This window comes from Metabacillus arenae (assembly GCF_014773385.1).
GTDB lineage: Bacteria > Bacillota > Bacilli > Bacillales > Bacillaceae > Metabacillus_D > Metabacillus_D arenae.
This window is the reverse complement of sequence record NZ_JACXAI010000013.1, coordinates 1-25794: the sequence shown is the minus strand read 5'-3', so window position 1 is coordinate 25794 and position 25794 is coordinate 1. Positions and strand designations below refer to the sequence as shown.

The window sequence follows — 25794 nt, the reverse complement described above, 5'->3', positions numbered from 1 at the left end:
TTGGTTATTTTCACAAAATATTTGTTATCATTTTATTATTTTACACAAAATAACTATCATCATATTAGCCACTTTATGTTTAAATGTCAAAGGCAAAGTTAGGGACCCATCATCTAAACATGATGAACAATCATTTTTCTGATATAATCTGAATTAAATCCACACTGACAAATGCTGTTTAAAGAAGGGATACTATGACTCAACATATGAATGATCCATTCAAATATCATTTTGATAGATTGGAGGATGTAGCAGATCGGATAAGTGAGGTTCTTCAATGTCCAATTACAATTGAAGACGTTAACCATAGATTGCTAGCCTACAGTACTCACGATGATTGTACAGATCCTGCGAGAATATCAACGATTATCGGCCGGAGAGTACCAGAAAAAGTGATCAACAGTCTATGGAAGGATGGGACGATTCCAAAGCTGCTAAAAACTGACGAACCGATTCGGGTCAAACAGATTGATGAAGTGGGACTCGGAAACCGAATTGCCATTTCTATATGGAAGAACAATGAGGTTTTAGGTTTTATATGGGCGCTTGAGATTCAAAAAGCATTAATAGACGAAGAGCTCCAATTGTTAAAAAGTGCTGCTAAAGCAGTTAAAAATAAGCTATTGAATTTACAAGTAAGAAAAACCAAAAAAGTAGAACGCAATCAGGAATTCTTTTGGAAGATCCTTACTGGAAATATCCAGACTATTGAAGAAATGAAAATAGGCTTCCAGCAAATTCAACTGCAGCCCCCAAACGAATTTAGTGTAGTTTTGTTAAAATTCAATGATGCCATTTTAGAAAAAACAGAAAAACAATTGACCTATTTATTAGAAACAACCCAACAAGTTCAGGTTTTGTTAACCACAGTGGATTTTGATGAATTTGTCATCCTTATCTCGCCAAAGAGTAATCAGCCTTTAGCAGATGTCAAACAATTTTTGCAATCGATTTACAGGCAGCTTCAGGAGCGATTTATGATTCATGATGTAAAGATCAGCACTGGCGGTCTCTACAGAAACCTTCCTCTTATTGAAAAAAGTTATAAGGAAGCTCTGTCTGTTCTTGAAGTGAAGGCGAAATTTCCTGAGGAGACAAAAGAACTGTTTAGTTTTCCTGAACTTGGAATTTATCAATATTTAGATATTCTTTACGAAAAAAGAAAGCAGGAGCACTATATGAACTATTCTCTTGCAAAACTTGCTGATTACGATCAAGCGCACCATACAGATCTTGTTGAGACACTTGAGGTTTTTTTGGACTGTGACAGTAATGTTAACAGAGCCGCTAAAAAGATTAATGTCCATATTAATACACTAAGTTATAGACTGAAACGAATCTCCCAAATTGGAGAAATTGATATCCAAAATCCAAATGAGAAAATTACAATCTACCTCGATATGAAGCTATCTAAATTGAGTTTGTGAAATTTCACAAACATAATAAATTCCTTTCTTTTTTTTAACCGAAGAAATTTCTATCAAAATCATTTTATACTTACAACATATTCACATAGGATAGAATTTTTTGACAGATAAAAAGGAGGAAGGGTTATTATGATTATTGGAATACCAAAAGAAATTAAAAACAATGAAAATCGCGTTGCTTTAACGCCAGGCGGCGTTACTCAATTTATCGCGAATGGGCATATCGTTTTAGTTGAAAAAGATGCTGGTAATGGAAGCGGTTTCTCTAATGAAGCTTATACGGAAGCTGGAGCTCAAGTGGCAGAGCTTGCAAAGGATGTTTGGTCGAAAGCAGACATGATCATGAAGGTAAAAGAACCGCTCCCCTCTGAATACGGTTATTTCCGTGAAGGACTCATTTTATTCACTTACCTGCACTTAGCAGCTGAACCTGCGCTTGCACAGGCACTTAAAGACAAGGGTGTCACTGCGATTGCCTACGAAACTGTAACAGAAGGACGCGGACTTCCTTTATTAACACCTATGAGTGAAGTTGCAGGTCGAATGGCTGCCCAAATCGGTGCTCAATTTTTAGAAAAACCAAAAGGAGGCAAGGGGATTTTACTTGCCGGTGTTCCAGGTGTAAGCCGGGGGAAGGTAACCATTATCGGCGGTGGAGTTGTCGGTACAAATGCTGCTAAAATGGCGATTGGATTAGGAGCCGATGTAACGATTATCGACTTAAGTGCTGAGCGTCTGCGTCAGATTGATGATATCTTTGGAAATCAAATAAAAACTCTTATGTCTAATCCTGTTAACATTGCTAATGCAGTTGCCGAAGCAGACCTTCTAATTTGTGCAGTGTTAATCCCAGGGGCCAAAGCGCCGACGCTTGTGTCCGCGGAAATGGTTCAATCAATGAAACCGGGGTCAGTCATTGTTGACGTAGCTATTGACCAAGGAGGCATTGTTGAAACTGTCGACCACATCACAACTCACGATAACCCGACATATGAAAGATACGGGGTCCTGCACTATGCTGTTGCTAACATGCCAGGCGCTGTCCCAAGAACTTCAACTCTCGCTCTTACAAACGTAACAGTTCCTTATGCCCTGCAGATAGCTAACAAAGGAGCAATCATAGCAATCTTTGAGAACATTGCATTAAAAGCTGGTGTTAATACAACAGGCGGAAAAATTACTTATGAAGCAGTTGCCCGTGATCTTGGATATTCATATGTCCCTGTCGAAGTCGCCTTAGAAAAAAAATTATCAGTATCCTAGCAGCTAACCTTATGCCTCCCGATTATCGGGAGGTTTTTAAATATTCAAGTAAAAAATTTAAATTAAGAAATGGTTGTTCAGCAGCAAGGGCTAACCATTCAGAAGTCACACGTTCTTAGATTAAACAGGACACACCGAGTATTTCGCTTTCTATTAGATTACATGAAACTTTTTCGGGGTATAAATTGTATATATAGCTAAGACGATAAATTAGGGGTGAAGCTAATGATGTATTTACTGGCAGTTGTTTTTCCACCGCTCGCTGTTTTACTGGTCGGAAAACCATTTCAAGCAATATTAAATTTCATTTTGACTCTCATCTTCTGGTTTCCTGGAGCCATTCATGCTATCTTAGTAGTGAAAGATAAGAAAGATGATAAACGGATGAAACGACAAGCCGAATTAATGCGGAAATCCACTCATTAAGACATCCACTTCTGGATGTCTTTTTTTATACAGCTCTTACAGGTTGTATTACGTTTTATAGTCTATCCACCATAACTTAAAGGTAAATAGGCCATCCTTTCACACCATTCATTCAAAACATAATCATCTATATTTGCTAAAATGAAAAAAGGCTGTTCCGAAAGCAAACAACCTTTTTATTCTTATTTAAATTTATGTTCATAGTCCTCCAGATATTGTTTTTCCTCTTCTTCAGACATAATTCCAGTCGCCTTCCCAACAGTGCCCCCAAGCAGTTTCCAAACAGCATTATGGTCATTATCGGCTTTAGAAAAGTCACCCTCTGACCACCTTGTTAATATATCTAGATAGAGGTCTTCATTTTCAAAATTACCTGATTCCACTTCTGCAATTAAAAATTGAATTCGGTCCTCGGTGATATAATAATGGTCCCATTTTTGCTCTGCTTCTACTTTTTGGTGAGACATCGCATGTATATAATCCATGACATCCTGCTCAGACACCTTATTTTTAGTTTCCCCAAAGGCATTTGTACCAGCATTTCCATCTGCCTGGGGTACAGATACTTGTTCGACTGACTGCTTTGAAGAAGCCTTCTGTGATGCGTTAACAGGTTCTGGTTTACCGCTGATCATGTCAAAGAAGACATATCCAATAACGGATAAACAAATAAGTGTTGCAAAGATTCCTATTGATAGTATTTTATTAGATTTTATCCAATTCAATTGAAGTGGACCCCCTATTATGTTTGCTGTTTCTATTTTACAATGTTAAATTCAAACAGTACAACCTATTATTACAAGAGATTCCTTGCATATCGCGACAAAATCAACTATTATTTTACAAGTGTTGGATTTTTAGCACAAGAAAAGAATGAAACTGCGAGCTAAAATCTAAAAAAGCCGGCCATGTATAAAATTGTTTCGGGTTGGACATATTTATACTAGTTTTCTATAACCAGAGGTGAAATAAAGTGGAATATATTAAAACAAAACGGTATTTTTTAAGTGAACTAGAAAGAGAATCCTATGAAAACTGCATCTTGAACAATCACCCTGAACTTAAAAGAGACTTTATCCTGCAAATGGATGATGAGGAGTTACTGGAGCGATTAAATATAAAGTGAAACTTCCTTCAGTTGGGTTTTACTGATGGTTAGTTGAACCAATCGGACTCTTAGGGGCAGTTAGTTCTTACTTACTGCCCCTTAGATGTGGGGTAAAGTGAAACTTCCTTCAGTTGGGTTTTACTGATGGTTAGTTGAACCAATCGGACTCTTAGGGGCAGTTAGTTCTTACTTACTGCCCCTTAGATGTGGGGTAAAGTGAAACTTCCTTCAGTCGGGTTTTACTGATGGTTAGCTTGAGGCCCACAGGATGGGGGCGCCGAACCTGATAATCTTTTAAAAGCAAGAGGTGCTGATCCACATTAATGAGGCAGCACCTTTCTTTGTTCGTTCATCTTTATAGAATCATAGCAGCAATCCATCCGAATACAATTAATGGAATATTATAGTGTATGAAAGTTGGTACACAGGTATCCCATATGTGATTATGATTTCCATCTGCATTTAACCCTGAAGTGGGGCCAAGTGTACTGTCTGATGCAGGAGAGCCTGCATCTCCAAGTGCAGCTGCTGTTCCCACAATAGCAATAGTAGCCATTGGACTGAAGCCCAGTTCTAAACATAAAGGAACAAATATGGTAGCAATAATCGGAATAGTAGAAAAAGAAGAACCAATTCCCATTGTTATAAGCAATCCTACAACCAGCATTGCTAAAGCAGCAAACGACTGATTTCCTGCGATTAGGTTAGCAGAGGTTTGCACAAGTGTTTCTACATGGCCTGTTTCCCTGAGAACTGTCGCGAATCCAGAGGCAGCAAGCATAACAAAGCCGATAAAAGCCATCATCCTCATTCCGTCTGTAAGCAATCCATCTGCTTCCTGCCGCTTCACAGCACCTGTTACATAAAGAATGATGATCCCGGCAAGTGCGCCAAAAATCATTCCTTCTACTTCTAACGACTGGGATAAATATAATTGAACACTTAAGGAAACTGCTATTGACAGCACGGCAATACCAATGCTGGCAGCTGTAAAACTCTCTGTTTTCTGGCCGCTTATCTCTTTATTATGATATTTTCTAGCCTTCCTGTAAGAAAAAAATATGGCTATTAAAAGGCCGGCCACCATTCCAATAGCAGGAATAATCATGGCAGGAGGAATATCCTTTAAGCTAACCGTAAGTCCGCTGTCTGCCATATTTGTTTGCAGGATTTCGTGGAAAATCGCACCAAAGCCGACAGGGAGTAAAATATATGGAGCTGTCAGCCCAAATGTCATAACTGATGCAATTAAACGTCTGTCTACCTCAAGTTCATTCAAAACCTTTAATAATGGCGGGATTAAAATTGGGATAAAAGCAATATGAACTGGTACCACATTTTGTGAAAAAATAGAAATGATTAAGATAATCCAAATAATTAAAACCTTAGATAAAGCCTTTTTTCTGCTATCTCCCTTTTTCCCAGCAATTTTAACAGCCGCTTCAACTAACGCGTCTGGCAATCCTGTTTTTGTCAGAGCAACAGCAAACCCACCTAGTAGTGCATAACTTAATGCTACTGTTGCATTTCCTCCTAAACCTTCTGTAAATAATTCAATCGTTGTTTTCAAATCTAGTCCGCCCGTCAAGCCACCAACTAATGAAGCAGCTACAAGAGCAAACACAACATTCACACGCAGTAAACTTAAGACAAGCATAACTAATACGGCAATGATGACTGCATTCATGATGTAAACCTCCAGCATTTCACTTTATTATACTAATGTATTAGAGAGATAAATTAGCAGCATAGTAAAGCTAGCATACAATAAAATGTCTGTCAATGGAAACACTGCAGGTGATCGATGATTATAAAGAGATTTAGTTCTGTCCTCATAATGACACCATCATAAATTGTATATATGATTCAATACCTTACTCCATCTCTTAAAAATATCACCGGGTCATAATCTTTTTTTAATGCAGTTTCATGAACTCTTTGTTATCAAATCATGTCATTATATTAGTTATTCAACTAACTAACTTAATTGAAGGAAATTTACCATTTATATGATTTGAATTCAATTCAATGCGGTTTTATATAAAATAGATATTCTTGTTAATTCAATAAAAAAATAGAGTGTGAAATCCTCTCTGATTTCGCACTCTATTCGCTTTGTTATTTTGAGTCTTGTCCGATTACTTCTCTGTTTTCCATCGGGGTCATTAAACCTTTAATTTTTATACCAATACCCCTGCAAAAAATTCTTCATACAATGCTTGAACAGCACGGTTTTCCTGTGCTTGTTTTACCCCAAACATCATGCTGACTTCTGAAGATCCTTGGTTGATCATTTCAATATTAATACCAGCTTCTGCAAGGGCATTTGAAGCTCGTGCAGCTGTTCCAATATTATGGCGCATACCCTCTCCAACAATCATGATTAGTGACAAGTTATGTTCCACTTTTACTTCATCAGGCCCAAGTTCTTCGTAGATTCGTTTAATAATCCTTTTTTCTGTTTCGGCATCCATTTGGCTTTGTCTTAGGATAATCGAAAGATCGTCAATACCGGAAGGACTGTGTTCATAAGATAAGCCAAACTCCTCCAAAATAAATAATAATTTACGCCCGAATCCAATTTCTCTATTCATCAAGTATTTGTTCACATAAATGCTGCAAAAATCATGATCACTTGCGATTCCAATAACAGGACCATTTCTATGTTCGCGTTGATTTACAATTCTAGTCCCTTTTGCTGAAGGATTATTAGTATTTTTAATATTAACCGGGATACCTGCCTGAAAAGCTGGAATAAGTGCTTCATCATGGAACACCGAGAAGCCTGCATAGGATAGTTCCCGCATTTCGCGATAGGTTAATTCGCGAATTTCTTTTGGTTTTTTTACAAGATTTGGATTAACTGAATAAACTGCATCTACGTCTGTAAAATTTTCATAAAGGTCAGCTTTTATACCATTTGCTAAAATAGAGCCGGTTATATCAGATCCGCTGCGTGAAAAAGTAATAATCTCCCCTTCATTGTTGTAACCAAAAAATCCAGGAAAAATGACGATTCCAGGTTTCTCCCTTAATGAATAAAGACGGTCATAGGACTCAGGTAATACTCGGGCATTCCCTGACGAACCGTTCACTATAAGTCCCGCTTCTTTTGGGTTTACATATGAAGCTTCAATTCCCTGATGCCTGAAATAAGCTGCAATTAGCTTTGCATGATTGTCTTCCCCGCTTGCTTTAATTGCATCCATATAATGAATAGGCTTGCTTTTATCACCATTAAGCCTGGACAATACATCCTTATAAATTGTTTCAATAATGGAATTAGGTAGATTCAATTCATTAGCGATGCTTGCATATCTACTAATGACAGCATCAACTAAATCTTCCGCTTCTTGATTTTGCAAGTATTTTTCGCCGCACTCAATCAGTAAATCTGTTACTTTTATATCATCGGCGAAACGTTTACCAGGTGCCGATACGACAACAATTTTTCGGTCCTGATCTGACATCACGATGTTAAATACCTTCTCAATTTGCTTTCCTGATGATACCGAAGTTCCGCCAAACTTAACTACTTTCATGGTTACCTCCTCGATAAAGTAAAATTTCCAACAGATTTTAATCTTTATTATTACTCTTTTTAATTAAGAGATCAAGCTTTTTCTTTCTTACGCGGACATTTGTTTTTATACAGGGGACAAAAAATATATTGATACGAAATTTTATAACGATTTTATTAGCTTTTGATTTTTTTCGATCCATTTCTAGAAAACTAATTTTGTTAATTGACAACTCAAACCAAGGATGCTACTATTTACCTATGTTCGTTATAAAGTAACGAAAAATATGCTTATTTTCTCAAATAAAGGATTTTATTGTTCTTTATTAAGAACATCTGACTTAAGAAAGGTGGTGAACCTATGAAAAAAGAATGGAAACAACCTTTATTAGAAATACTTGATATTAGTATGACGATGAAAGGCTGGTGGCATGACAAACCTCCTAAAGATCCTGAAAATCCAGGTGAGCCTGGAGGAGAATTCGAGAGCTAATTTTGATATTTTTTTAAATAAAGCCCTTTAATCATTTAAGGGCTTTATTATTAATCTCTTTTCAAAAGATTAATAGGGAATTTGAGGTGGTTATAAACCATGTATGAACAAGTTAAATCTTCTAAGCAGCAAAAAGTTTTTGAACATACTTGGGAATATTTCTGTCAGAAATATGGATGGTACAATGACCCGTATTCCAAAAATGGAATTCGCTACAATCTTCTATTGCCATATGTCCATGAAAAAAAACAAAACAAGGTGATTGGAACCATTGAGTTTATTCCTTATAATCCTAAAAACCCTAATAGTACAGTAGAAGGAAGATGCAACTTTATTCAGTATGAGGAGATAAGAAGCAATCAACATCGAATATGGGAGATCGATAAACTTTGTATCCATCAAGAATATCAACGTAAAGGTCATTTTCAAAGTTTTATGGCAATATTTTATGATCATGCTAAAAAGAATAAACCCAAATACTATTTGGCTCTTATAGAAAAAAAGTTTTTCAGAATGCTTCGGATCTCTTTTGGGATAGGTATTATCCAAAAAGGAAAAGCTTTAGAAGGTCCGACAACTGCTCTCATACCAATTGTTTTTGACGTCGAAAACATCATGCAAAATGAAGAAAAGGTCAGAGAATTACTAGGTGGTACATATAATAGCGAAGGGCCAGCTCTTCTGAGAAAAATGACCGCCAGCCAGTTCCTTAAGCATTTGTTGAATAGGTGCAGAACTTGGCCGGATAAGCTGAAGAATTAGAATTAACACTTGATTTGCCGATGAATTAGAATTAACACTTGATTTGGCCGGATAAACCGAAGAGTTGTCAATTGACCTTGATTTCTTTTAGAAGATAAACTAAAACCGACTTGAAATTGTTTGGAAAAGAATCGACTCATAATCTTGCTGCTTTTCAATAAAGGGTGATGTCGGATTTCGTCGAATAATCGATAATATAAAAATTCCGAAGATAAATCAGTCATTTCCGAAGATATAATTGAAATTTCGAAGATAAATGTGTGATTTTCGAAGATAACACTAACTGAGTCCCAGCGGGCATGAATCGGATCTGCAAACATAAGTGTCCAATTGTTTGCTTACATAAAAATGGAGATATCTCCCTATTTGACTTGAGTTTTCGTTTTGGTTTCCGCTCAAATAAGCGGAAATACCTGTTCCCAACTTGGAATAAAGCGCGAAACCTATCTATACTGTTATTTCATTAAATAATTAACACGGCCTGATCTCATTAGCAAAACCTCGCAAAAAGGCAGATGCCGTCATTTTGCGAGGCTCGTCTTAGGCTTGCTTTACGCTGTTCGAGGCGCTTACATTTTTTGTTTATCCACTTCGAAGGTTTCTACAAATGCAGCTAATGTACGTGTCATGACTCCTGTAGCACCAGATGGTCCTAAGTGAGAGGCTTTGGATGCTGTCGCTGTACCTGCAATATCTAGGTGAACCCATGGGGTGCCTTCTGTAAACTCACCAATAAAAGCACCCGCCATTATCGCGTGACCCTCTCGTCCCGGCGAATTATTTAAATCGGCCATTTTGCTGTTTCGAACTCGTTCCTTATCTTTTTCAGTTATTGGCAATCGCCACACGGGTTCTCCGCATTCATTCGATGCTTCTAAAACCTGTTCAAATAGAGCTTCGTTATTTGTCATAGCACCAGTCATTTCAGTTCCAAGAGCAACGATGACGCCGCCTGTTAATGTCGCTACATCTACAAGTACATTTGCACCATGATGCTTAGCATAGGTAACGGCATCAGCTAAAGCCAAACGCCCTTCCGCGTCAGTGTTCAACACCTCAATTGTTTTACCGCTAAGTGAAATAATGACATCATCAGGTTTCATAGCGTTACCGCTGATCATATTGTCAGTTGAAGGGATTACGGCGATTACATTTTGATCAGGTCTTGTTTCCCCGATTATTTGCATTGCTCCTAGAACTGCCGCGGCTCCGCCCATATCTGTTTTCATACCAACAATACCGTTTTTAGGCTTAATTGAATAGCCTCCAGTATCAAACGTAATCCCTTTTCCGACAAGTCCAATGACATTATTCCATTCTTCCCTGCCTTGATATTTAAGCACAATCATTTTAGGAGGTTCCACTGACCCCTTGTTAACCGCAAGCAAAGCACCCATTCCGAGTTTTTCCATATCCTCTTTTTCAAGAATTTCACTCTCAAATCCATATTTTTCTGCAAGGCCAAGCGCTTGGTTTGCGAGTTCAGTTGCTGTTAGAATATTTCCTGGCATGTTCACAAGAGTACGGGCCGTATTTGTGCCGCAGCCATATGAAAATCCAACTGCCAGGCTTGCTTTAACTTCCTCATAATCCCCTTCACTAATAACGGTAATTTCCCTGATCTCTCGTTCCGGTTCATTAGATCGGTGCTTGTAATCTTGTATTTTATATGTAGATAAAGCAAATGCTTCTGCTAAAGCATGTCCTGACTCGTTTGAATCTACCTTTTCCGTGGTAAATGTATCTAATAGTATTGTTATTGATTCTATTTTTGTTGTATGAATTGTTTTAAACAGCTTGCCAAACGTGTCCCTGGCAATTTCAAATTGATAATCGGATTCCTTACCTAATCCAACAAAATAAATTCTTTTTGTTTTCAGTTTTCCTAATGTATGTATTTTGGTAATGCTTTTTTTCTTAGGTGAAAGATCTCCTTCTTTGATAAGTGAAGTGATCTCTCCATTCATTATTTCATCAAGCTCTGAAGCGATACCTTCGAGCTGATTATTTTTTTGAAATAACCCGATAACGACAGTTTCGTGATCATCCCAAGATAAATGTCTGCTAACCTTAAACATTGTTGAGCCTCCTGTCATTTATTTAGTCTTCTAAGTATAAAGCGAGGGAGGGAAGGCTTGGTAATTCGTCTTTTTTTTCATAAGGAACTTGATCAAGATCCTGTGGTATAATAAGTAAACATTCGCTCATAAACGAATTTACCTTTTCCAGGTCTAATCCCCAATATTTGGGGCGATATGATTGTATGTATTCGAGGCCTGCTTTCATCATAGCTCTAGCGCCTTTTACATTACCATATTCATAATGGTAGATCGCTACACACATTTGCAAGAGACCTTTAAGAAACAGGCTTTCCTTGTCAGTCATCCAGAGATCTTCTAATAAGTCATGGCAAGTGTAATAATCACCTTCGTTAAAAGAAATAAAAAAATGATAGTAACTAAGAGGATACATAGTCACTCAGGCAACACCCCTCTTCAAGTTTATTTTATCAAAGCAAAACTAATTTTAGTACTTTTTAGAAAGTATTTATATAGGAAGGCAGCATAGAAAGAAAGGATTGTTTCAGCATGGAACTACTATTTAATTTCCCATTGCTCGCATCATTAGCAGCAATTTTTTTCGCACAGTTTGTCAAGGTTCCCATTCAGTTTGCTGTTTCTAGAAAGATTGATTGGTCGCTGCTTACTAGTACCGGCGGAATGCCAAGCTCCCATTCTGCAGCCGTTACCTCCCTTTCAACTGCAATTGCACTAGAACAAGGAATTGAATCTTCTATTTTCGCGTTGTCAGCAGTTTTTGCGATCATTACCATGTTTGATGCAACAGGAGTTAGACGCCATGCAGGAGAACAAGCAACTGTTATTAACAAACTGGTTGCAGATTTCAGTATTTTCGTTGAAGAGGCAAAAGGGTGGCCAAAGGCTGAAGAAAAAGAAAAACAAAAAAAATTAAAAGAGCTTCTCGGGCACCAGCCGATCGAAGTCTTTTTTGGAGGATTAACAGGGATCGCGGTTGCCCTTACCCTGTATTATTTCTTGATAGCTTAAGGAGGATATCAATGAGGATTATCTCAATCTGCCCAAGCAATACAGAATTACTAGGCTATTTAAATTTAACAAAACACATAGTTGCTGTTGATGATTATTCTGATTGGCCTAATGAAGTTCATTCTCTGCCTCGTCTAGGTCCAGACCTTTCAATTAATATGGATTTAGTTGAAGAAATGAAACCTGATCTTGTATTAGCTTCATTAAGTGTGCCAGGCATGGAAAAAAACATTTTAGAATTAGAAAAACGTAAAATCCCTCATGTTGTGCTGAATCCTCAGTCTTTAAATGAAATAGCTGAAGACTTAGTTAAGGTCGGAGAACTAACAGGCCAAACTGAGTACGCAAAAAAGGCCGCTCATTCTTTTCATCAATTTATTTCTACATACCGAGGATTCGCCCAGAAAATTAATCAGCCTAAGTCTGTTTATTTCGAATGGTGGCCAAAACCGATATTTACACCAGGAAAGAAAAATTGGTTAACTGAAATTGCGGAATTAGCTGGGGCAAAAAATGTTTTTCATCATGAAGAGCAAGCAAGTGTTCAAACTGATTGGGATGAGGTTCTTACCCGCAACCCAGACCACATTTGTATGTGTTGGGTCGGAGTTGAAGAAAAACGTATGAAAAAAGAGCATGTTTTAAAAAGAGAGCAAGCTGACACCCTTCATGCTGTACAAGAAGGCAACATTCATTTACTTGAGGAAGCACTATTCTGCAGGCCTTCTCCCAGACTGCTGTTAGGATTAAAAAAGCTTGCTCCGCTCTTGAATCCAAACGTCTTCCCTGCTCACGATGGAAGAGAACCTTTAGATCATTTTAGATAAGTAAGAATCAATTAAATTAAAATGCTAGGTATCTTCGAATGGAGCTCATGTCTTACAATTTATACGGATTTGTAGTTGAAAACAATTCAAACATAGTAATAAAGAAATGATCAAAAATGCCAGGCTTCTCTATGTATCATTCCTGTGGTGATCCCTGGCATAAAACTAGCTTTTCTTTTTTTGAAATGGCTGCCGAACGACCTGCATCGTCTTTTCCTCATTCATCATTTTTAATTCCTGTTCAGTTAATGATCCATTTCCTTCTTTTACAATATAAACCTCTAATTGTTTTTTACCCCAATGGTCATATACATCATTCACCGTTTCATAATACAAATCCAATTTGGCCCCTTTGATCGCAGCACCTTTATCGGCCACCACCCCATAACCGTAACCTGGTATGAAAAGGACTGTTCCAATCGGAAACACACTTAAATCAGCAGCGATTGTTGAAAATGTATCTCTTTTTACTTTGACTCCTGAATAGGTTATTCCATACTCTGGGTGGTTTGGATTCTTACCTGTCGATTCGTAGCCTGCCGTATAACCAGTAGCAACGACAGATTTTTTCGGGTAGTTATTCCTTTCGAATTCTTCTTCCAACGAAAGATTTTGATTAACTGCCTCCTCACTTGAAGAGATAAAGTTTTTGGATACAGGTTGTTTTTGTAACATTTTAAAAGAAAGGCCGAATAATTTAAAAGAATGTCCTTCTCCGTCTTTATGATCTGCGGGAAAATTGACTAACTCCCCTGCTTTGACCCCTGAGATTGTTTCAAAGGTTGTCACTAACGCTAAACAAAATAATGCAGTCATTAGTAAACGTATAGACCAAGACCCTATCATTTTCATTTTTTTCCTTTCACTCCTCCCACACACTATTCGTTTCCAAAAATAAAAAACATTATTCAAATTGAAGGATATCCAAATTTTAACATAAGAGGGATAACAGGGAATTTGAGGGTAAAACTATAGAATCGGCTTTTATGGGAGTTTGCATAAATCGTGGGTTAAGAGGTTTTTTATACTCAATCGTTCTTATTTGCTAGGGCAAATTCTAATAGCTTTAAGAAATCTCTTCAAGTCTTAATGGAAGTGAGAGGTCGGAGATCGGAGTGGATGAAATCAGCGAAGGAGCTGATTTCTTTTTTAAAATATTTCCCCTATAGCGCTTTATTGACTTATACATGCTGATTTTAAAAGAAAAAAGAACCTTCTCCATTTAAAGAAAAAGGTTCTAAAACATTTGATATCCTCTTACTCGCAGCATTCTTATGACAATCCCTGAAATAATCGCACCAACCAAGCCGCTTGTTAAAATCAAAATATCAGCCAAAGCAAGCGACACAAGCCTTTCGCCAAATGCAGCAAATGATGAACCAGGCTCATGAATATATTCAGCTAATGGAAGAGTATTTATTATAAAAAAACAAACAATCGGATAAATAATCGCCATAATCCAAGACATTCTTAAAAGCATATTAAGCAAGAAACCGATTCCAAAAAATAAAACTAAGAATAAAAGCATGGATAAAAGAACGACAGGCAAAAACATTCAAGCACCTCCAGTGTTACCAATAATAGTGTACTGGAGGTGCTGGGAACAAGTCAATATGAGGCCTGTGAACAAATTATGACTTCTTGCCAGTACCATGGCAATTATCACAAGTTTCAGATCCGCCTAATAATAGTTGAAAATAACCTTTTCCGGAACAATACGGACATTCTTTCTTCTCTATTTTCGTAGAAGTCGTCATAAATATTCTCCCCTTCAATTAACTAAGTTCTAGCTAATATATCAAGCTTTTTGTCAAGAATAAAGGGAGGTTTTCTAACGAATTTTCTCGTGTAAGCGAATACATCAATCCCTATCTTCTTTATTCTCTTATTTTCTTACTTTTGTGAAAATTAAAAAAACAGGTGATATGACTCGTATCCAAAATGCTTTCCAGGATTAAAGGTATCATATAAATTTAAAGAAGATTGAAATCCCGTCTCTGCAAAATACACTACGAGTAGAGATGAAGCCTGATCAATTGCCAATTCCTCTCGTGATTTAAATTTTACATCAGATACTTCTTTTTCTTGAGGAGAAATTTCAGAGCTTTTTGCATGTAAGCGGAAGATCAGCATATTATCACTGATTTCTTTTCCAATAACCCCTGAGCGCACCCCAATTAGCCCGCAAATTTCTGTTTGTATACCGGTTTCCTCTTGTATTTCTCTTTTAATTGCTTGATCAACGGTCTCACCTGCTTTTACAAAACCCGCTGGAAAGGACCAATTTCCTTTTAACCCTCCGTATGTCTTTTTCACAACGAGCCATTCCCCCTTATCGTTCTCAACGATTCCAGAAACGGCAAGCCATACATTTCCTCTTTTTGTTGTCAACTCTAATCATCCTTCCGTTAAGAAATTATACCAATTAACATGCAACAGTCCTTTCGATAAAGGCAATCGATGTCTCACCGATTCCTTCTAATCTCTCCTGGGGAGATACCTTAGCTGTCTAAGTGATGGAGATTGTTACTGGAACCACTAGCTCCAGCGCAAGCCCAATTTTTAAGGTTACTTGACAAGCCATCCCAAAGGGCGAACCAGCTATTTCTTGAAGTCTCGCTCTCAGCAATGTGAAACGTATATCCGTTATTCCTTCCAGAAACAATGTTTGTTAGAAACTCCCTTTATAAAAAAAGACAAAAGCCGAGTGACTTTTGCCTTTTTTTATAAATTACAATTGACTTGATTATATGCCTTTTATTACTCCGTAGCAGGAATTATCATCTTTTTATACTTTTTAGAAGAACTTAAATTTCCCTTTTTTCAAGACTAGCGAAGGTCCGCCTACCATGAATAATGCACGGTTATCGATCATTTTCTTCATAAAAGAAGCTTTTGTTCCGACTACTTTCTTGCCGAAAACAACACCTACTGCATCACTTTCACCAAGTGAAGCAACAGTCCCTTTAATATCAGGTTTAAATTCTTCCATTTCTCCTTGGCCGCGGACAAGGACGGCAAGGTTTTTAGCACAAGTTTCCCCTTGCTGCATTGCGATTTGGGCTGTAGGAGGGAACGGGCGGTTAATTTCTTCATTGATGATTAGTGCACAGTCACCAATAATAAAGACCTCATCATGCCCTTCAACGCGAAGATCTGGTTTTACTTTCACACGGCCGCGCATGTTTTCAAAGCCTGCTTCTTCTACAATGCTGTTACCGCGGACTCCGGCAGCCCAGACTACAGTACCCGCTTTAATTTCTTCCATTTGATCATCTTTTGCAACGACGATTCCATCTTCTGTACATTCTTTAATTGCAGTACCAATTTTAAATTCCACGCCCTTGCGCTGTAAGTGGTTAACTGCGTACTCTACTAACTCAGGATCAAATCCAGGCAATGCATTCGGGGCTGCTTCCACACAAATAATCCGAACTTTTTTATGGTCAATATCGTATTCACGGCATAGTTCTGGAACACGGTTTGCTAATTCACCAAGGAATTCAATACCTGTAAATCCAGCACCTCCAACAACAATTACTAATCGGTCTTCTTGTTTATGTTCTTCAGTATTATAAGTTGCAAATTGGTATTCCAAATGCTCACGTAATTGGCGGGAGGAATTAATATTTGTAATGCCGAATGCATATTCTTTTAATCCTTTGATACCGAATGTTTCAGGATTTGAACCTAATGAGATTACTAAGTAATCATATTCAAGTTCTCCTTGTGCAAGGACAATTTTCTTTTCATCCTTTTTTATTTCAACCACTGTATCCTTTACAAAGTTTACGCGGCTATTATCAATAATATCTTTAATCTCATACCGGCATTTATCATGATGTAAAGTACCAGCTGAAGCTTCATGCAGCCATGTTGTTTCATAGTGATAATCGTTTTTATTCACTAATGTAATGTCTGCTTCGTTTACACCTATTAATTTTTGCAGGCGTGTAACAGTAATTAAACCACCATAACCTGCTCCTAAAACTACGACTCTTGGCTTTCTCAACCTAATCACATCCACCTTTTCTAATTTTGTTGTAAAGGATGAATAATATCTTTTCTTATCATCCCTACTTTTCAACATTTTATTTTTGATTTTCTTTAGAAAAGTTTGTGAAATACTTCACTTACTTCTGCGTAGAAAATCTAACAAATTGTAAATAGAAATTCATAAAAATCTAACAATAATATGTCTATAATTAATATTAGCGATTTCAAAATGTTTTTTCAAGCATATTTTTGCCGAAATGAAAGGTTGAGAAAATTTAAAAAATAAAGAAGGATATTTGATATAATGTTTTTCCAATAGAAAAAGCTGATCTATAGGCAAATGAAGGATCTTCCTTAGACATATATTATCAGAAACTTGAGATTAAAATTAGCCAATCCACTTTTATTTACGAGGGAATTTTCATATGATTAACTAGTAGGAATGAGAGCGATTACTTCTTGTGAATCCTACACAAACACCAATCATTCAATATATGATAAAATGCAGTTAAGAACTATCATCAATTGGAGGAGTTTAGACGTGAGAGAAGATGAAAAAGTATATGACATAACAATTATTGGAGGAGGACCTGTTGGCTTATTTACGGCATTTTACGGGGGAATGCGCCAGGCTTCAGTTAAAATTATAGAGAGCTTACCTCAGTTAGGAGGACAACTAACAGCATTATATCCCGAAAAATACATATACGATGTTGCCGGCTTCCCTAAAATTCGAGCTCAAGAACTCGTCGATAACTTAAAAGAACAAATGTCCCAATTTGAAAATAGTGTCGCTCTAGACCAAGCAGTTGAAAATGTCGAAAAACAGGCAGACGGCATATTTAAGTTGACAACAAATAATGAAGTGCATTATTCCAAAACCATCATTGTTACAGCAGGTAACGGTGCTTTTAAACCAAGAAAGCTTGAACTTGAAGCTGCGGAAAAATATGAAAGCAGCAACCTTCATTACTTTGTAGATGACTTAAATAAATTTGCCGGCAAACGTGTGGTGTTATGCGGCGGTGGAGACTCAGCAGTAGATTGGGCATTAATGCTTGAGCCAATTGCAGAAAAGGTAACCATTGTTCATAGACGTGATAAGTTCCGTGCGCATGAACATAGCGTAGAAAATCTTCACAATTCTAAAGTGGAAGTATTAACACCTTTCGTACCAATCGAATTAGTCGGTGAAGAGCGTATCGAACAGGTTGTACTGGAAGAAGTTAAAGGTGATCGGAAAGAGGTAATTGAAGTAGACGATGTGATTGTAAACTTTGGATTCATTTCTTCACTTGGTCCAATCAAAAACTGGGGACTTGAAATTGAAAAAAATTCTATTATCGTGAACTCCAAAATGGAAACCAATGTTGAAGGCATATATGCCGCAGGGGACATCTGTACTTACGACGGAAAAGTAAAGCTTATCGCGAGCGGGTTTGGCGAATCTCCGACTGCCGTTAATAATGCAAAAGCTTACATGGACCCTAAAGCAAGAGTTCAGCCTCTTCATAGTACAAGTCTATTTGAACAAAAGTAATGATACAGCGTTAACCAAAAAGTAACGAGCCAGGCTCCTTTAACACAATATCTGCCGTTTTTAATATCATCTGGTATTTTGCTGTTAATTTGAACGTCAAGATAAGGTGTTGTTCAAAGGTGCATGGCTTTTTTTAGTGGATTTGAAAACATTTTCTATAATTGCTTTTATATTAAGTTAATAAAATACTCGGTCATACGCATAAGCTGGTCCGCAATAATCACATACTACAATACGCCCTCCAGAAGCATACATAACCAAATTAGCTTGCCTGTAGGGCATAAAACTTCCACAGTCTTCACATTGAATCAGGTTCCTGCCATAAAAACCGTTGTTTTGTTTTATTCACCTTCATGCCACCACCCCTTGAAAAAATATATTCAAAGGGCTTTCTAATTAGAAAATTGTCCTTAGAGTTTTCAAGGAAAAGTGCTATTTACATCACCCTAGAATTTACCCGTGATGTGCTATCGGTCTGGACATCGATAATCACTATCTAAATTGTTAAATATCACCACACCCTGAAAGGACATTAAAACCTTATGGCGCTGGCTTTATTTGAAGCTAAGAAGATAGATGAGGGATTACTTGCCCACAGGTGTTCGGGAAAAAGGTACTCAGACTAAAAGAGCCACTTCCGTGAGAAAGTGTGCCCTACATCCTGTGGGCGTCATATTACTTTATTTGTTAATATTCCAAAAATATGAACTTTCTTCTCCTAGTAATGAAATGGTGAATAAACCCCGGATTCCATAATTTGCGGATCATAAGACTGTGGTCTAAATCGCTTAGCTGGTGGATGGTATTTGTACTCCCTAGGCATTTGGCCAAACATACCTCCTGGCATCAACCCTTCCATCTGGCTGCTTCCGTTCTGACCTCCTGGCATCATTCCTCCCATTTGGCCGCCTCCGTTCTGGCTGCCTGGCATCATTCCACCCATTTGGCCGCCTCCGTTCTGGCTGCCTGGCATCATTCCACCCATTTGGCCGCCTCCGCTCTGGCTGCCTGGCATCATTCCTCCCATTTGGCCGCCTCCGTTCTGGCTGCCTGGCATCATTCCACCCATTTGGCCGCCTCCGTTCTGGCTGCCTGGCATCATTCCACCCATTTGGCCGCCTCCGTTCTGGCTGCCTGGCATCATTCCTCCCATTTGAGTGCCTCCGTTCTGGCTGCCTGGCATCATTCCTCCCATTTGGCCGCCTCCGTTCTGGCTGCCTGGCATCATTCCTCCCATTTGGCCGCCTCCGTTCTGGCTGCCTGGCATCATTCCTCCCATTTGGCCGCCTCCGTTCTGGCTGCCTGGCATCATTGTGCCCATTTCGTCAATACCGTTTTGCCCTTCAGGCAGGATGCCTTCCAATAGGTCATCCTCATTTTGAGTTCCGCTATTTTGCTGACCAAATTGCCCAAACATTTGTTGAAATTGCTCCAAGGGAAATTCTGGAGAATCCGACTCTCCTTCTTGCTGCTGGGAGTCTGCTTGTTGTTGTGAAGCACCTTGTGTTTCCTCTGTTTGCTCCTGACCATCATCTTGTTGTTGGGCTGATTGCTCTTCATCTTGCTCTGAAGGTGGTTCACTTAGTATTTCTTTACTCGAAATATCTTTTATATTAGCCTGTGCAGTCGCTAATTCAGGATAGCTTAGAAAATATACTGAACCTGAGTTATGGTCTAAGTAATAGACAAACCCCTCTTTTTCAGTATTGTTTGTAAATTTTATTTTTACCCAATTATAAAGGCCATCCTGCATTTCATCCATTGAGTTTAATCTCTGCATATAAGGATAGGCATATGGGGCATGATAATACATCACATCATTCTCCTCCTCGATTTATACGTGGCATACACCCTTTTTAATATATGCAGGACTCTTGTCTAGCGTCCTTTTTCCTAAATCGATCATGCGATCCGACTCTTATGAAAGTTCTATGTTGTCCTGTATATTCGCACCAGCACGAGATTTACAGTTAACGTTCACTCTCTTTTTAAAGCCATAAAAAAACCTCCTCGTGTAGTTATGGTTTTTAACTACTGAGAAGGTATGTGGTTCCAACCTTGGCATAACTCTTTTAGAGTGTAGTTATGCATTTTCAGACTCAAAAATTCCACTGTCACTCAATCATTAAAATACTAGCATTCCTCAGGTGTTCCTTCATTTGTAGCCGTTCTGAATGATGAGCCGCATCCACATGAAGCAATGGCGTTAGGGTTATCGATGGTAAAGCCGCCGCCCATCATCGATTGTTTAAAATCAATGACAGTTCCGTTTATAATAGCAGCACTTTCTTTATCAACAAGTACTTTAATGCCGTGAAGCTCCAGTTCCGTATCTTCTTCACTTTTTTCATGCTCAAAGCCCATACCGTATGAAAGTCCGCTGCATCCTCCGCCTTTTACACCAACTCGCAAATACGCACTTTCTTCCTCATGTTCCTTCATCATATCTTTTATTTGAAAAGCTGCAGCTTCTGTAATGTTTACAAGATTAGACATAGATAGACCTCCTTTATTATTCTTAATGGCCCTACTATTAGTATACTCTTCCTCTGGCTCTTACTCAACAATTCTGATTTTTCTTATTCTGTTTTCATATCATTTGTTGCGAATGAAACAAGTTAATACTTCGAAAATTACTGTAGCCCCTTTATAAAAAGGTGTTTACTGATAATCATAGTAATATGTCCCATCACAAATTACTTCAGCAGGACCTGTCATTAAAACATTGCCTTCTTCCGTCCAGTTAATAACTAAGTCTCCCCCTGCTAAATGAACGATTGTATCCCTGCCCTTTTTTGTATATTCATTTAATACAGATGCCACTACTGCGGCACAAGCACCTGTCCCGCATGCTTGAGTAACACCTGATCCTCTTTCCCATACCCGAAAATGAAGCTCATCCTCTCCTGCAACTTCCACAAACTCTACATTTACACTTTCAGGGAAGCGTTCATCCTTTTCCACAATAGGTCCTAAAGTTGTGACTGGTGCATTTTTTATGCTGTCTACATAAAAAATGAGATGAGGATTCCCCATTGAAACAGCTGTTACTGCATACTCTTTAGAGTCAAAGGTCATTATTTCATTAATCGTATAGCTTTCATGGTTGCCTGACATAGGAATTTCCTTTTTAGTAAGGGCTGGGATGCCCATATCTACCGTTACTTGTTTGACTTTATCATTCTCTTCACAAATTTTTGCATGAACAATGCCTGATAGAGTTTCAATCGGAAATTCTATTCGATCTACTATTTTATGCTCGTACGCATATTTTGCTACACACCTTAAACCATTACCACAATTTTTCCCTTCTGATCCATCATTATTAAATATTCTCATCTTAACAGGGGCCACATCTGAAGGACATATTAAGATGAGTCCATCAGACCCGATACCTGTATGAACATTAGCAACATCGATTGCTATTTGTGAAAAATCTTTTTCATCAATATTCTCCTTGAACATGTTGACATATATATAGTTATTCCCTAGCCCATGCATTTTTGTAAATTGAAACGATTTCATAAGGTCCTCCAAATTTTTTCGTTTTTATTAGTATAAATTGTTGGAAATGTGAGCACAATAAAAAATATCCCCCGTTGTTATATACAATAAAAACTCCTCGTGATTGTTACAATCCGAGGAGTTTTTATTTTTTCTTTTCCGCTCTTTCTTTTTCACCTCAAGAGATAACCTTTGTTTTGCCAGCATGTGAAAACACCTTTCTTTTTAAGATCAGAATGTTTAAGCTTCTTAAAGCACTAATAAGTATATGGTTCTTAGAAAAAGAAATCAGCTCTTTCACTGATTTCTTCCACTCCCACCTCCGACCTCTCACCTCTAGAAAGACGTAGCGTTTTTTTACAGGAACATTCCTGCAATAGCTGCACTTAAAAGGTTTGCCAATGTACCTGCTGTAATAGCACGAATACCTAATTTGGCAATATCTTGACGGCGAGTGGGCGCCATACCCCCAAGTCCGCCTAAAAGGATAGCAACGGAGGAAAGATTTGCAAATCCACATAAAGCAAAACTAATAATTGCTACCGTTTTATTTGATAAGGTTTCCATTTGACCTGCAAAATTTGAATAGGCAACGAATTCATTTAAGACTAGTTTTTGTCCAATAAAGCTTCCTGCTTTAATAGCTTCTTCCCAAGGAACACCAATAACAAAGGCTAGAGGAGCAAATGCAAAACCTAGAATATATTCTAGAGTAAGGTTTTCAGCACCGAAAAGCCCTCCGATTCCTCCCAAAATACCATTTAACAAGGCGATTAGGGCAATAAATGCTAGTAACATGGCTCCAACATTTAAAGCTAGATGAAGACCAGTTGAAGCTCCTCGTGCCGCTGCATCAATAACATTTGCTGCTTCATCATCACTTTCCATCTTTATATTTTCCTCTGTAACTGGTTTTTCCGTTTCTGGTATAAACATTTTGGCCATTATAAGCCCAGATGGAGCTGCCATAAAACTTGCAGCCAACAGATATTGTAACGGAACACCTAATGCAGCATATCCGAACAGCACTGAACCGGCAACAGATGCCAGCCCGCCTGTCATAACAGCAAATAATTCAGATTTCGTCATATTAGGGATAAACGGCCGAATAACAAGAGGGGCCTCTGTTTGTCCAACAAATATGTTCGCAGCTGCTGAAAGTGATTCTGGTTTACTAGTACCAAGCAGCTTTGATAGGCCGCCTCCGATGAAACGAATAATAATTTGCATGATTCCTAGGTAATATAGTACCGAGATTAATGAAGAAAAGAAAATAATAATGGTTAGAACAGTGAATGCAAAGATTGGACCTGTTGCCTGAGTAGGATCTCCTAATGATCCAAACAAGAAGGTTACTCCTTCGTTGGCATATCCCACCAGGTTTGAAACCGTTTCAGAAAACCATAAAAAAACCTTTCTCCCTAAGCTCCATTCTAAAACGATAAACGCAAACAGCAATTGGATTGCAAAGCCACCAAAAATCGTTCTGGGCTTTATAGAACCCTTCTTCTCAGATAATAGAAAAGCGATGGCAAAAATTGCAGCAACCCCAAGCAATCCCCATAAAATATTTATCAATTTTTCCACCTCGTCCTAAAGTTTCATATTAATGTATATAGCAGTAATCAAGACCATGCCTTTCCTTCTAATTAGGATTAAGGATGAAAGATCGCTGTTTTCTTCCCGGTTCGCATAGTGCCTTGAAGGATGAAATCAAACAAATGTTGAAGAAAAGGCGCAGCTTGATAAAAAGATGACTTATACAAGATAACAATATACGATAATGCTGTCCACCTTATTTCGACATAATTATTTAGATTGACAAAACTGTTTAATCATACGATTATTTTTCAACAAAACTTCTTTCTCTATTCAATAACCCTACTTTTACAGTTTCAAACAACTATTCGCTGGTTTTGACGAAGGATTATAGTGAAAAAATACTAGAGCAGTGGATGTTGGTTGAGGAAAATAACGGAAATTGCAACTTAGTAGAATCCTTAAAATGGATACACGTAACATAAGTACAAGCCGGTCCTTCCGGTTTAAAAAACTTTCTTTCCTTAAAAAAAACGAGCAAAATTTGCTCGTTTTTTAAAACATTGGATTTTCTTCTAAATAATCATATATATGCTGAACGAGCTCGTCTGGAGTTTCTCCAGCGACAACCTCACCATTGACTAATGCATACAGCGATTCAAAGCATTTACCACAATAGCCTAAGCAGCCGTATTCAACGATATCTAAATTTGGGTCTTTTTCTAATTTTTCCATAGCTGCTTGAGATCCATTTGCTAAATTGCTTACACAAAATTCTATGATTGGCTTCAAATCTTCTCACCTCTCTACCAGCATCTCTACTCTACCTTTTTTCCCACATTCCGTCAATTATTGGGATATATACTTTTTAAAATACTAACAAAACTCACACTTAAGAAAGTTTCTCTTTATTTCGTATATCGAAATATGTCATACTAATTCACTAACTTGAAGAAATAAATAGTATTTTTCCAGGGGTTATTGTGATTCTTTTTCAAATTAGATATAATTTTAGTTGGAATTTTGAAAAGGTTTTAGTAGGTTATTAAACTTTTTAATTTGACTTCTAGAGGAAAAAGGAGAATCTATAAATGAAAAATTTAGTGATTCTTGGAGCGGGTTATGGAAATATGCGTGTACTGCTTCGTCTGTTGCCGAATCAATTACCTGACGACGTTGAAATCACGTTAGTGGATAAAAATCCGTACCACTGCTTGAAAACAGAATATTATGCATTAGCTGCGGGAACGATTTCAGATCATCATGTACGGGTGTCTTTGCCAGAGCATGATCGCTTAAAAACGAGGTATGGTTCAGTTTTTCATATTGATAGGGAAAAGAAGCTTGTACACCTTGAAGATGGTGCAGTTATTTCTTATGATGACCTCATCATTGGATTAGGCTGTGAAGACAAATACCATAATGTCCCGGGAGCAGAGGAGAATACATTAAGTATCCAAACCATCGATAAATCACGTGTAACCTATCAGGCTCTAAACAATTTATCGGCTGGAGCAACCGTTGCGATTGTCGGTGCCGGCTTAAGCGGGGTTGAACTTGCAAGTGAACTGAGAGAAAGCCGTAAAGATTTAAAAATAAAATTATTTGACCGCGGAAAAATGATTCTTTCTGCTTTTCCCGAAAGATTAAGCCGTTATGTGCAAACATGGTTTGAAGAACACGGAATTGAAATCATTAACGAAGCAAACATCACAAAGGTCGAACAAAACATCGTCTACAACAACGGTGAGCCGGTTGAAGCAGATGCGATCGTATGGACAGCAGGTATTCAGCCAAATAAAGTAGTCCGTAAAATGGAAGTAGACAAAGACTATCAAGGCCGCGTTCATTTAACCGTCCAGCATAACCTTCCAGGTGATGAACATGTTTATGTAGTGGGAGATTGTGCAAGCCTGCCTCATTCACCTAGTGCTCAACTTGCAGAAGCTCAAGCAGAACAAATCGTCCAAGTACTTGTGAAGAGATGGAACAATGAACCGGTTCCAGAAAAATTTCCTCCTTTTAAATTAAAAGGAGTTCTTGGCTCATTAGGAAAAAAAGCAGGATTCGGTTTAGTCAATGACCGTCCGCTAATTGGCAGAGTACCAAGACTGCTCAAATCTGGTGTACTTTGGATGTATAAGTATCATAATGGGTGATAGAAAGTAAAGCCCCCTGAGGCTAAGCCCAGGTTAAGACGAGCCTCTCGAGAAAACCGTCCTTTAGTCATTTTTGAGGATTCTCTAGTATTCTTAAGGCACGGGGTCACATATTTGCTTATTGATTCAAATTCCCATATAAATAAAACTCGCTACCTCAAT

25 protein-coding genes are annotated in these 25794 nt (G+C 37.9%); 10 read left to right on the top strand and 15 right to left on the bottom strand.

The window, feature by feature from the left end:
* The first annotated feature begins 194 nt into the window (after nucleotides 1-194).
* The 3 genes from IC621_RS11495 to IC621_RS11485 all read left to right on the top strand — a co-directional run bounded on the left by IC621_RS11495 (nucleotide 195) and on the right by IC621_RS11485 (nucleotide 3116).
* A complete protein-coding gene (locus IC621_RS11495; protein ID WP_191158453.1) occupies nucleotides 195-1427 on the top strand; it encodes a PucR family transcriptional regulator in 1233 nt (410 codons plus the stop codon).
* Between the two features lie 129 nt (nucleotides 1428-1556).
* Complete coding sequence (ald, locus tag IC621_RS11490) at nucleotides 1557-2690, top strand: alanine dehydrogenase (RefSeq protein ID WP_191158452.1); 1134 nt, start codon at nucleotides 1557-1559, stop codon at nucleotides 2688-2690.
* A 225-nt stretch (nucleotides 2691-2915) separates the two neighbouring features.
* Complete coding sequence (locus IC621_RS11485; protein ID WP_191158451.1) at nucleotides 2916-3116, top strand: YqaE/Pmp3 family membrane protein; 201 nt, start codon at nucleotides 2916-2918, stop codon at nucleotides 3114-3116.
* 182 nt (nucleotides 3117-3298) lie between these two features.
* On the opposite strand, the gene IC621_RS11480 is transcribed toward IC621_RS11485, so the two are convergent.
* Nucleotides 3299-3841: a DUF6241 domain-containing protein gene (locus tag IC621_RS11480; protein WP_191158450.1), complete on the bottom strand. Its 543-nt coding sequence runs from the start codon at nucleotides 3839-3841 to the stop codon at nucleotides 3299-3301.
* Nucleotides 3842-4089: 248 nt separating this feature from the next.
* Here IC621_RS11480 and IC621_RS11475 point away from each other — a divergent pair, with 248 nt between their 5' ends.
* Nucleotides 4090-4242 carry a hypothetical protein gene (locus IC621_RS11475; protein WP_191158449.1) on the top strand — a complete coding sequence of 51 codons (153 nt, stop codon included), beginning with the start codon at nucleotides 4090-4092 and terminating at the stop codon, nucleotides 4240-4242.
* 337 nt (nucleotides 4243-4579) lie between these two features.
* On the opposite strand, the gene IC621_RS11470 is transcribed toward IC621_RS11475, so the two are convergent.
* Both IC621_RS11470 and IC621_RS11465 read right to left on the bottom strand, forming a co-directional pair.
* Nucleotides 4580-5911, bottom strand: coding sequence for a Na+/H+ antiporter family protein (locus IC621_RS11470; protein ID WP_191158448.1), 1332 nt, complete (start codon nucleotides 5909-5911; stop codon nucleotides 4580-4582).
* Between the two features lie 493 nt (nucleotides 5912-6404).
* Entirely contained in the window at nucleotides 6405-7766 is a 1362-nt protein-coding gene (locus IC621_RS11465; protein WP_191158447.1) for an aspartate kinase, read from the bottom strand.
* 339 nt (nucleotides 7767-8105) lie between these two features.
* Between IC621_RS11465 and IC621_RS11460 the strand changes: the two genes are divergently transcribed.
* Nucleotides 8106-8237, top strand: a complete 132-nt coding sequence (locus tag IC621_RS11460) for a paeninodin family lasso peptide (protein WP_191158446.1) — start codon at nucleotides 8106-8108, stop codon at nucleotides 8235-8237.
* A 99-nt stretch (nucleotides 8238-8336) separates the two neighbouring features.
* On the top strand, nucleotides 8337-8999 hold the full coding sequence (locus IC621_RS11455; RefSeq protein WP_191158445.1) for a hypothetical protein: 663 nt from the start codon (nucleotides 8337-8339) through the stop codon (nucleotides 8997-8999).
* A 569-nt stretch (nucleotides 9000-9568) separates the two neighbouring features.
* Here IC621_RS11455 and IC621_RS11450 read toward each other — a convergent pair.
* Together IC621_RS11450 and IC621_RS11445 are read right to left on the bottom strand one after the other, a co-directional pair.
* The gene (locus IC621_RS11450; protein ID WP_191158444.1) at nucleotides 9569-11077 is read right to left on the bottom strand and encodes a leucyl aminopeptidase; all 1509 of its coding nucleotides are present in this window, start codon (nucleotides 11075-11077) and stop codon (nucleotides 9569-9571) included.
* A gap of 22 nt (nucleotides 11078-11099) precedes the next feature.
* Nucleotides 11100-11471 carry a DUF309 domain-containing protein gene (locus tag IC621_RS11445; RefSeq protein WP_224752478.1) on the bottom strand — a complete coding sequence of 124 codons (372 nt, stop codon included), beginning with the start codon at nucleotides 11469-11471 and terminating at the stop codon, nucleotides 11100-11102.
* A 116-nt stretch (nucleotides 11472-11587) separates the two neighbouring features.
* Between IC621_RS11445 and IC621_RS11440 the strand changes: the two genes are divergently transcribed.
* Together IC621_RS11440 and IC621_RS11435 are read left to right on the top strand one after the other, a co-directional pair.
* On the top strand, nucleotides 11588-12067 hold the full coding sequence (locus IC621_RS11440; protein WP_191158442.1) for a divergent PAP2 family protein: 480 nt from the start codon (nucleotides 11588-11590) through the stop codon (nucleotides 12065-12067).
* Nucleotides 12068-12078: 11 nt separating this feature from the next.
* Nucleotides 12079-12894: a cobalamin-binding protein gene (locus IC621_RS11435; protein ID WP_191158441.1), complete on the top strand. Its 816-nt coding sequence runs from the start codon at nucleotides 12079-12081 to the stop codon at nucleotides 12892-12894.
* A gap of 165 nt (nucleotides 12895-13059) precedes the next feature.
* Here the strand turns inward: IC621_RS11435 and IC621_RS11430 are convergent, their stop codons facing one another.
* The 5 genes from IC621_RS11430 to IC621_RS11410 form a co-directional block, all read right to left on the bottom strand.
* Nucleotides 13060-13746 (bottom strand): 3D domain-containing protein, encoded by a 687-nt coding sequence (locus IC621_RS11430; protein WP_318153032.1) that lies wholly within the window; start codon nucleotides 13744-13746, stop codon nucleotides 13060-13062.
* A 385-nt stretch (nucleotides 13747-14131) separates the two neighbouring features.
* On the bottom strand, nucleotides 14132-14449 hold the full coding sequence (locus tag IC621_RS11425; protein ID WP_191158440.1) for a YuiB family protein: 318 nt from the start codon (nucleotides 14447-14449) through the stop codon (nucleotides 14132-14134).
* 76 nt (nucleotides 14450-14525) lie between these two features.
* A complete protein-coding gene (locus IC621_RS11420) occupies nucleotides 14526-14651 on the bottom strand; it encodes a YuiA family protein (RefSeq protein WP_191158439.1) in 126 nt (41 codons plus the stop codon).
* A gap of 151 nt (nucleotides 14652-14802) precedes the next feature.
* Entirely contained in the window at nucleotides 14803-15285 is a 483-nt protein-coding gene (locus IC621_RS11415; RefSeq protein WP_191158438.1) for an NUDIX domain-containing protein, read from the bottom strand.
* A 406-nt stretch (nucleotides 15286-15691) separates the two neighbouring features.
* Nucleotides 15692-16906, bottom strand: a complete 1215-nt coding sequence (locus IC621_RS11410) for an NAD(P)/FAD-dependent oxidoreductase (RefSeq protein ID WP_224752474.1) — start codon at nucleotides 16904-16906, stop codon at nucleotides 15692-15694.
* Nucleotides 16907-17431: 525 nt separating this feature from the next.
* On the opposite strand from IC621_RS11410, the gene yumC reads away from it, so the two are divergent.
* A complete protein-coding gene (yumC, locus tag IC621_RS11405) occupies nucleotides 17432-18430 on the top strand; it encodes a ferredoxin--NADP reductase 2 (RefSeq protein WP_191158436.1) in 999 nt (332 codons plus the stop codon).
* Between the two features lie 718 nt (nucleotides 18431-19148).
* On the opposite strand, the gene IC621_RS11400 is transcribed toward yumC, so the two are convergent.
* From IC621_RS11400 to IC621_RS11380, 5 genes are all read right to left on the bottom strand, one after another.
* A complete protein-coding gene (locus IC621_RS11400; RefSeq protein WP_191158435.1) occupies nucleotides 19149-20246 on the bottom strand; it encodes a hypothetical protein in 1098 nt (365 codons plus the stop codon).
* A gap of 317 nt (nucleotides 20247-20563) precedes the next feature.
* Nucleotides 20564-20926 (bottom strand): HesB/IscA family protein, encoded by a 363-nt coding sequence (locus IC621_RS11395; RefSeq protein WP_191158434.1) that lies wholly within the window; start codon nucleotides 20924-20926, stop codon nucleotides 20564-20566.
* A 165-nt stretch (nucleotides 20927-21091) separates the two neighbouring features.
* Nucleotides 21092-21955, bottom strand: coding sequence for a diaminopimelate epimerase (gene dapF / locus IC621_RS11390; RefSeq protein ID WP_191158433.1), 864 nt, complete (start codon nucleotides 21953-21955; stop codon nucleotides 21092-21094).
* Nucleotides 21956-22291: 336 nt separating this feature from the next.
* Nucleotides 22292-23509, bottom strand: coding sequence for a NupC/NupG family nucleoside CNT transporter (locus tag IC621_RS11385; protein ID WP_191158474.1), 1218 nt, complete (start codon nucleotides 23507-23509; stop codon nucleotides 22292-22294).
* Between the two features lie 519 nt (nucleotides 23510-24028).
* A complete protein-coding gene (locus IC621_RS11380) occupies nucleotides 24029-24265 on the bottom strand; it encodes a YuzB family protein (RefSeq protein WP_191158432.1) in 237 nt (78 codons plus the stop codon).
* Nucleotides 24266-24564: 299 nt separating this feature from the next.
* On the opposite strand from IC621_RS11380, the gene IC621_RS11375 reads away from it, so the two are divergent.
* Nucleotides 24565-25632: an NAD(P)/FAD-dependent oxidoreductase gene (locus IC621_RS11375; RefSeq protein ID WP_191158431.1), complete on the top strand. Its 1068-nt coding sequence runs from the start codon at nucleotides 24565-24567 to the stop codon at nucleotides 25630-25632.
* The last annotated feature ends 162 nt before the right edge of the window (nucleotides 25633-25794 follow it).

Excerpts from the sequence above, each read along its gene's own strand:
- IC621_RS11375 (WP_191158431.1), top strand. The coding sequence starts at position 24,565 with ATGAAAAATTTAGTGATTCTTGGAGCGGGTTATGGAAATATGCGTGTA.
- IC621_RS11425 (WP_191158440.1), bottom strand. The coding sequence starts at position 14,449 with ATGTTTTTGCCTGTCGTTCTTTTATCCATGCTTTTATTCTTAGTTTTA.
- IC621_RS11470 (WP_191158448.1), bottom strand. The coding sequence starts at position 5,911 with ATGAATGCAGTCATCATTGCCGTATTAGTTATGCTTGTCTTAAGTTTA.
- ald (WP_191158452.1), top strand. The coding sequence starts at position 1,557 with ATGATTATTGGAATACCAAAAGAAATTAAAAACAATGAAAATCGCGTT.
- IC621_RS11495 (WP_191158453.1), top strand. The coding sequence starts at position 195 with ATGACTCAACATATGAATGATCCATTCAAATATCATTTTGATAGATTG.
- IC621_RS11465 (WP_191158447.1), bottom strand. The coding sequence starts at position 7,766 with ATGAAAGTAGTTAAGTTTGGCGGAACTTCGGTATCATCAGGAAAGCAA.
- IC621_RS11435 (WP_191158441.1), top strand. The coding sequence starts at position 12,079 with ATGAGGATTATCTCAATCTGCCCAAGCAATACAGAATTACTAGGCTAT.
- IC621_RS11450 (WP_191158444.1), bottom strand. The coding sequence starts at position 11,077 with ATGTTTAAGGTTAGCAGACATTTATCTTGGGATGATCACGAAACTGTC.
- IC621_RS11420 (WP_191158439.1), bottom strand. The coding sequence starts at position 14,651 with ATGACGACTTCTACGAAAATAGAGAAGAAAGAATGTCCGTATTGTTCC.
- dapF (WP_191158433.1), bottom strand. The coding sequence starts at position 21,955 with ATGAAATCGTTTCAATTTACAAAAATGCATGGGCTAGGGAATAACTAT.
- IC621_RS11485 (WP_191158451.1), top strand. The coding sequence starts at position 2,916 with ATGATGTATTTACTGGCAGTTGTTTTTCCACCGCTCGCTGTTTTACTG.
- IC621_RS11460 (WP_191158446.1), top strand. The coding sequence starts at position 8,106 with ATGAAAAAAGAATGGAAACAACCTTTATTAGAAATACTTGATATTAGT.
- IC621_RS11455 (WP_191158445.1), top strand. The coding sequence starts at position 8,337 with ATGTATGAACAAGTTAAATCTTCTAAGCAGCAAAAAGTTTTTGAACAT.
- IC621_RS11430 (WP_318153032.1), bottom strand. The coding sequence starts at position 13,746 with ATGAAAATGATAGGGTCTTGGTCTATACGTTTACTAATGACTGCATTA.
- IC621_RS11395 (WP_191158434.1), bottom strand. The coding sequence starts at position 20,926 with ATGTCTAATCTTGTAAACATTACAGAAGCTGCAGCTTTTCAAATAAAA.
- IC621_RS11445 (WP_224752478.1), bottom strand. The coding sequence starts at position 11,471 with ATGTATCCTCTTAGTTACTATCATTTTTTTATTTCTTTTAACGAAGGT.
- IC621_RS11440 (WP_191158442.1), top strand. The coding sequence starts at position 11,588 with ATGGAACTACTATTTAATTTCCCATTGCTCGCATCATTAGCAGCAATT.